Below are 6,843 nucleotides of genomic sequence, written 5' to 3'. Positions count from 1 at the left end.
ATTTTAGCTGGTCTTTTTTGTGTTTCAAGAAGTATTTCATAACTAAATGGTTATAGTTAATGGATAAATGGGGATTTTTTAAAGTTAGAAATGAAATAAAATGAAAAAACTATTGTTTGCAAAATGGAATGAAGACCAAGGTGCTTTTATAGGGAAGGTTGTTCTTATATTCATTGCTGCTAAAATATCACTTCATTAGGTCCTTTGATTGGAATAATACGAGGTGATTTTGGGGATTAGAATATCGTAGTGGTATATTAACAAATATATCTTTGATTGCTTCTATTGTAGTTTTGTAATAAAGATTGACCATTTTAAAAAAAGTTCGATTATTTAAAATAAAGTTTGATTAGAATCATCTCCCCTCTAAAGAATGCTTAAAGGAGAGATGATTTATAATTGGATATTTATGTTAATATCATTATAAACATTGTGAAAAAACGTACTTACACTAACGGGGCAGGTGTGCGGCCGAGCCTAGGTCGTATCATATAGCGGGTGGGATTCCCGTCGAGTAAGAACTAGCCATTCGCTCGTAGCGAGTCTTGGAGGGCTAATGGTAACATTAGTCTTTAAGCGTAGACAGTTAGGTAGCGGGCCGAAAGCCAAATGGTTGAAGGGATTGAGCTCCATAAACGTTAGTAAATCGAGAGGGCTGATGTCTTACCTGCGTGCAGAAAGCAACATTTTATCCTTTGTCAAAGGCAAGAAGGATAAAACCTCTCTGGAGTCAGAGACCTTGGCACGTTATACATTGATATGATACGGCAACTCGGGAGACCCTACCGGTCTTTTCTTTCTAGAAGAGTATGGTGTACAAGCGATAACAAGCAAGGAAACCAAATGCCGTGTAGGGAGTCGGATAGCAGCGTAGTACCAATGAAATTGGGTAATGCCAATGGAGGAAAGGCTAGCTACCAGTTATCACCCTTACTAGGGATACATTTACTACACACAGAGGTAGAGATAATAAATGGAAACAAAACTAATAAGGATAGCAGAATTAGCAGAATCTGAATAGAAAAGAGATTAGCTATATTCTGTAAATGATGACTAGGAGGAGCCGTGTGCGTTAATAGCGCAAGCACGGTTCTGTGAGGGGGAGGAGTACAATTTACCGTAAGGTAGAAAGTCTCCCTTCTACTCGACTAGCGAAAGAAGGGTTATCTTACATCTTGAATAATCTGAATATTATGAAACAAAACGTTGTGTTTTTCGTCCAATATATGAGGAGGTTATTATGAAAAAAATCATATTATCATTATTTTTAATAGGCATATTAGTAGGTTGTTCCGAAAAAACAGTAACAAAAGAAGATTGGGAAGTAAGTCCAACTTTTAATATTCCTGTTGTCTTTGGAGATGGAACAAAAGGAGAATATGTTTTGGTTGGAGAGGAAGGAAGAATTGGTTTTTTAGTTGGCTCTGGTAAAGAGGGAGAAGCAGAAGCTCGACCAATTATTGCAGGAAACGGTAATAAATATATGTGGCATTTTTGGGGGGATAAAGAAGAATTTAATGGAAAGTTAAAAGTTGTTGGCATTAACGAAAAAGGAGAAGAACACAAAGTCCTTATTAGAAATGCGGGAACGTCTAATAGTGAAAAAGTTTGGGAGTATCCAGAAGTTGGAATAAGTCCTAATAATGGAGCTGATACACACGTTCCATCAAATATGGAATTTCCAACACCAGGACTATGGAAGTTAGAAGTTTATATTGGGGATAAATTATTCTGTGAAATCACTGTAAGTGTTGAAGAAAGCTAAATTCTTATTCAACTATTGGGTGCTAGAGCTTAAGATCAAGACTGCTAATGAGCAGTCTTTTGTTTTGCAACAAACGGGCAGGATAGTTGAATATGATGTTTCTAATTTATAAATCTAAATCCACAGAAAGTTTTACGGTATAATGTTCAAAAAAGTAAGTATGAATAAAGGAGAATTGATGTGACTAATTACGAAAATCGGTTGATAGAAATTATAAAAAATGACGACTACATAATATCTTTATTAAAAGCCGTTGAAAAGTTAAATTTAAATGATGCCTGGATTTCTGCGGGACTCATTAGAAATAAAGTATGGGACGTTTTACACAACATTAATACACACATAAATGACATTGATGTTATTTATTTCGATAGCACGGATACATCGTGGGAAACAGAAAAAGATTTAGAAAAAAAATTAGAAATTATAGTGCCTAACCAGCCTTGGTCAGTAAAAAATCAAGCAAGAATGCATTTGAAAAATGGATTTGAGCCTTATAATTCTTCCTTTGATGGCGTTGCTCATTTTACAGAAATACCTACTGCAATAGCTGTAAAAATGTGTAATAGTGAACTTAAAATAATGGCTCCATATGGACTAGAGGATTTGTTTGAAAAGATTGTTAAACCTACTCCATACTATCAAAATAATAGCAAGTTACGTTCAATATATACTGATCGTATGCAGGAGAAAAAGTGGGGTACAATTTGGATAGACTTATCTATAGAAGCTTAATGCTATTCTTCAGAATGGAAACTAGATAGATTTGTGAATTGATTCACTTAAACAAACGGGTGCTTGAGTTTAAGATTGAAGGTTCTGCGGTAACACTTTTCTTATTGAGTTAAAGGGGCAGGGTCATCCAAAAAATTCTATAATTAAAATAAGCTAGTTTATGAAAGAGGAAATAATATGGAAACTAATATGTTTCAAATAGAACGAATAACGAATGCTTTGTATAAATCTTGGTCTTTAGAATCAAGTTCAAAATGGAGTAAGGATAACCCCTCTATGGGGCAATGTGGTGTTACTACATTAGTTGTAAATGATATATTAGGCGGGGAGATTAGAAAAACTAAACTACCTGATGGATGGCATTTTTATAATTTTATTAATAACAACCGATGTGATTTAACCGCTTTTCAATTTATAGAAGAAATTTTATATATGGATATTCCTTCTAATAGAGAAGAAGCATATGCAGATACAAATGAGAAACAGTATGGCTATTTAAAACAAAAAGTTTTAAATTCCTTATTCAACTAACGGGTGCATTAGTAGAAGATCAAGGCTGTCACTTAGGCAGCTTTTTCTAATGCAACAAACGGTGCAGTTTAGTTGAAGAAGAAAAGAAGGAAAATAAGGCAATTTAATAGAATATCAATATAAATAATTTAAGTAAGAAAGGTAAATTATGCTCAATATTTCAACTCTATTTTTAAGTTATTTGATTGGTTCAATTTCATTTGCTTTAGTTGTCGGTAAACTATTCTATAAAACAGATATTCGAGATTATGGCAGTGGGAACCTTGGTGCAACCAATACTTATAGGGTTCTTGGAAAGAATGCAGGACTAATTGTTGCAATTACTGATTTATTAAAAGGTACATTTGCTTGTTTGCTTCCCCAGATACTTAATTCTACGGTTAACCCCATTATCTGTGGTTTATTAGCCATATTCGGACACGTATTTCCTGTTTTTTCAGGTTTTAAAGGCGGGAAAGCTGTTGCGACAGCAACAGGAGTTTTATTATTTTTGACACCTTTAGGTACTTTAACTGGCCTTGTTGTATTTATATTAACATTGATATTTTCTAAGTATGTTTCACTAAGTTCAATGTTAGCTGGAATAGGAATATTTATTTACAGCGTTATATTTGAGGATAAAGTCATTATAGTCCTTTCGTTATTCATTAGTATATTAGTGATAATTTTGCATAGGCAAAATATCAAAAGAATAGTAAAAGGAATCGAAAATAAAATATGGTAAGGAAAAATAACTCTTACAAAAATTATAAGTTATTTGGTAAAAGTAAAAAAACAAATTGTGAATAATTGTACTTAAACTAACGGGTGCTTTTGTGGAATAAGGCTCATTGAAATGATCAATCTTTTTTATAAAAAGTTCATACGGAATTTAAAAGGTTAACTCCATTTTGATTAATTTTTATTCAAAATGGAGTTTTTGTGTAGGCTGCTAAATAAGGTTGTGTGATTTCATTTATATCAAACTTTATTCCATTCCTGAAGAACTAAAGAAATTAGATACTAGAATAAAAGAGGTTGAAGCAGCTTTTTGTAGATTTGAAATAAAGTTGCGACGTTTATAAAAAAGATGCGATGTTTAAAATAAAGTCACGATGTTTTACTCCTTTAGATTTGGTTGGCTAAAGGGTGCACAGTTAAACTTTACAATTAATTCAATACTAAGATCTATCCTGTATGAGAAGGATAGATCTCTTTTGCATACTGATAGTTAGCAATAGAAACAACTTTATTGACAATAATACTAAGTGCACTTGGTATTTTAAGAATGGAGGTCATTATATGTGGGAATATCAAAATTCAGTAGTTACCACTGCCAGTCCAAGGTCAATTTGGAATTTATATCTAAATGCTTCTGAATGGACGAAGTGGGATAAAAGTATATCAGATGCAAAGCCCGATGGTTCGTTTGAAAAAGGAACAACAGGGTACTTAACCCCAATAGGGCAAGAACCCTTTTATTTCAGTTTGGCAGAAGTAAAAGAAAACGAATATTTTTCTAATGTTACATATCTTAAACAAGAAGGAATTCAAATAAATTTTTATCATCTTTTGGAGATTGAAGAAAATAAAACAAAGGTTACGCATGGAGTTATTATTTCTGGCCCAAATGCTGAAACTCTTGGTAGTCAAATTGGTCCTACTATTAAGATGGGAATACCTGAAGCTATGTCTAATCTTGTTAGCCTTGCAGAAAGAAAATTATTATGAATACAAGATATTGGATTGGAGTAGTTTCAGTAGAGCCGTGAAGTTAGGGGTAAAAGGTGGTTTTGTTCAGCTGTGTCATGGAAAAAGTGCACCTTTGAAGAAGATGAAGGAAGGAGACTGGTTAGTGTACTATTCTCCACATATCCGAAAGTGGATCCTCTACAATCTTTTACAGCAATAGGTCAGGTTAAGACTGGAGAGGTTTATCGTTTTAAAATGACCCCTCAGTTCATACCTTACCGAATCGATATTGACTATAGGGGTTGTTATAATGCAAGTTTAGCTTCCTTAAAGCCTATGTTGATTTTTACAAAAGAGAAGGTAAATATTGGGCTGTTATTCCGAAGAGGTCATTTTGAAATTAGAAAAGAGGATTTTTTGTAATTGCAAATGCTATGGGAGTGACTTTAAATGGAATGGAAATCTAAATTTAACACCCCGAAGGAAAATTCGGGTTTTCTATTATGGCAGGTTACCCAAGCCTGGCAAAGAATGATTATAAAGGAACTTAGTCGGTTTGATTTAACTCATGTACAATTTGTATTATTAGCTGCTTGTGATTTTTTGTGTACTTATAGAGAAAATGTTACCCCCAAAAAACTGGCTGATTTTACAGAGACTAATATTATAATGTTTTCCGATGTAGTTCGGACTCTTGAATAGAAAGGTCTTTTGAAAAGAACTAAAAATCCTTTGGATAAACGTGAAATGCTACTTTCAACTACAGAGGAAGGCTGTAATAAAGTAAAGGTTGTCATTCTAATTGTTGAGTCAGTTGACGAAGTATTTTTTGCCAATATCAAGGATAAACAAAATTTCAATAAAGTTCTACTTTCACTTCTTACACTTAATTCAGGCGATAAATGAAAAATCCTCTCATAAAAATTTAAGGAGAATGCAGGAAAAAGTGATCAAACTTTTTTATAAAAACTAAACAAGGCATGCTAAGAAGACATCCATTTTGTTCAATCTTTTTTCAAAATGGATGTTTTTTATTTGTTCGAAAATGTGGGTTTATGGAGTGTTTTTAATCAAACTTTGTTTTAAACCAACATCTATTTTTATTTTTTCAGTTGTCCTACTTGTAGCGAGATGGATAGCTAATGAAAAGACATTATTCTAATTAATTGAGGGTATATTTGCATATTTATTTCTTCGTATTTATAGGTTAATGATCGGTATGAATTTAGTAGGTGTTTCTGCATTCTGTAATTAAATTAGGAGATTTTTCACTTAGAGATTGGTTCGATTAGAATATATATTTGCTTTAAAAGCTGGAGTTTTATTATTTATTTTTATGCTATGTTAATTAACTCTGTTGATATTCGATGAAACCGCACATTGTTCTGTAATTGAAAGAAACAATTATAGAAAGGAGTTGTTTTGTATGACATTGAAGGAAATCATTGCGAAATAAGAAAACTGAATACAGCGGAGCAACACCGTAACAATGATGAAACGGTTAGTAGAGTGATTGTTGAAAGTTGTCTGTTCTCAACAGATGCTATCTATAATAAACTTATATTATCAGAATTTGCCAAATGGAAAATCAATAATGTTATTCAACTAACGAGCAGGTTATATACAGTATAATTTTCTAACTTATTTTTAAAGTGAATTAGGAGGTAATGTATGGGAGCGGATTTTGTCCACATATCATCAATTGTTGTTGCAATTATGTTTGTATCTATAGCAGTTTTTCAGGTGCTGCTTTCACTTGGTTATCCATTAGGCGAGTTTGCAATGGGTGGATATTATAAAGTTTTACCTAAAAAATTACGTATTGTGAGTGCAATAAATGCTATGATTCTCTTGTTTATGGGCTATGTTTTTCTGCAACATACTAATGTCTTAAATGGTTTTGATTTTTTACCTACAAACATATTAGTATGGATTATTACAATTTTCCTCGGCATAAATACAATAGCAAATCTAATATCTCGAAGTAAGAAAGAAAGGTTTATTATGACACCATTATCGAGTATTGCATTTACATTATGTTTATTTATTGTTTTATCATAGGATAAGTAACAGTTGTATCTTTGCAATACTTATTTAAATAACGGGTAGCGTTGGTTGAATAAGTATGGGGACCGTAATAC

Annotated in this window: 6 protein-coding genes and 2 pseudogenes; all 8 read left to right on the top strand. The window is 32.6% G+C overall.

Features of this window, described 5'->3' with window-relative positions; translation table 11 throughout:
- Positions 1-1,240 precede the first annotated feature (1,240 nt).
- Entirely contained in the window at positions 1,241-1,765 is a 525-nt protein-coding gene (locus tag V7014_RS25740; RefSeq protein ID WP_335511725.1) for a DUF4871 domain-containing protein, read from the top strand.
- A 180-nt stretch (positions 1,766-1,945) separates the two neighbouring features.
- Positions 1,946-2,500: a nucleotidyltransferase family protein gene (locus V7014_RS25735; RefSeq protein WP_335511723.1), complete on the top strand. Its 555-nt coding sequence runs from the start codon at positions 1,946-1,948 to the stop codon at positions 2,498-2,500.
- 177 nt (positions 2,501-2,677) lie between these two features.
- A complete protein-coding gene (locus V7014_RS25730; RefSeq protein ID WP_335511721.1) occupies positions 2,678-3,031 on the top strand; it encodes a YunG family protein in 354 nt (117 codons plus the stop codon).
- A 148-nt stretch (positions 3,032-3,179) separates the two neighbouring features.
- Positions 3,180-3,755, top strand: coding sequence for a glycerol-3-phosphate 1-O-acyltransferase PlsY (plsY, locus tag V7014_RS25725; protein ID WP_335511719.1), 576 nt, complete (start codon positions 3,180-3,182; stop codon positions 3,753-3,755).
- A 557-nt stretch (positions 3,756-4,312) separates the two neighbouring features.
- Positions 4,313-4,741 (top strand): hypothetical protein, encoded by a 429-nt coding sequence (locus tag V7014_RS25720; protein ID WP_335511718.1) that lies wholly within the window; start codon positions 4,313-4,315, stop codon positions 4,739-4,741.
- Positions 4,738-5,169: pseudogene (locus V7014_RS25715) on the top strand (EVE domain-containing protein). Before V7014_RS25720 ends, V7014_RS25715 begins: the two are co-directional and overlap by 4 nt.
- Positions 5,153-5,608, top strand: a pseudogene (locus tag V7014_RS25710) (MarR family winged helix-turn-helix transcriptional regulator). The pseudogenes V7014_RS25715 and V7014_RS25710 overlap by 17 nt, the downstream one beginning before the upstream one ends.
- A gap of 765 nt (positions 5,609-6,373) precedes the next feature.
- Positions 6,374-6,763 (top strand): hypothetical protein, encoded by a 390-nt coding sequence (locus tag V7014_RS25705; protein ID WP_335511716.1) that lies wholly within the window; start codon positions 6,374-6,376, stop codon positions 6,761-6,763.
- Positions 6,764-6,843: the final 80 nt, after the last annotated feature.

Source organism: Bacillus sp. JJ722 (genome assembly GCF_036963345.1).
Taxonomy (GTDB): domain Bacteria; phylum Bacillota; class Bacilli; order Bacillales; family DSM-1321; genus Bacillus_AD.
The sequence above is the reverse complement of the archived record's forward strand: the minus strand, read 5'-3'. Positions and strand labels throughout refer to the sequence as shown.

Bases quoted from the DNA above. Each gene is read 5' to 3' on its own strand.
- V7014_RS25740 (WP_335511725.1), top strand. From the start codon at position 1,241: ATGAAAAAAATCATATTATCATTATTTTTAATAGGCATATTAGTAGGT.
- V7014_RS25730 (WP_335511721.1), top strand. From the start codon at position 2,678: ATGGAAACTAATATGTTTCAAATAGAACGAATAACGAATGCTTTGTAT.
- plsY (WP_335511719.1), top strand. From the start codon at position 3,180: ATGCTCAATATTTCAACTCTATTTTTAAGTTATTTGATTGGTTCAATT.
- V7014_RS25705 (WP_335511716.1), top strand. From the start codon at position 6,374: ATGGGAGCGGATTTTGTCCACATATCATCAATTGTTGTTGCAATTATG.
- V7014_RS25720 (WP_335511718.1), top strand. From the start codon at position 4,313: ATGTGGGAATATCAAAATTCAGTAGTTACCACTGCCAGTCCAAGGTCA.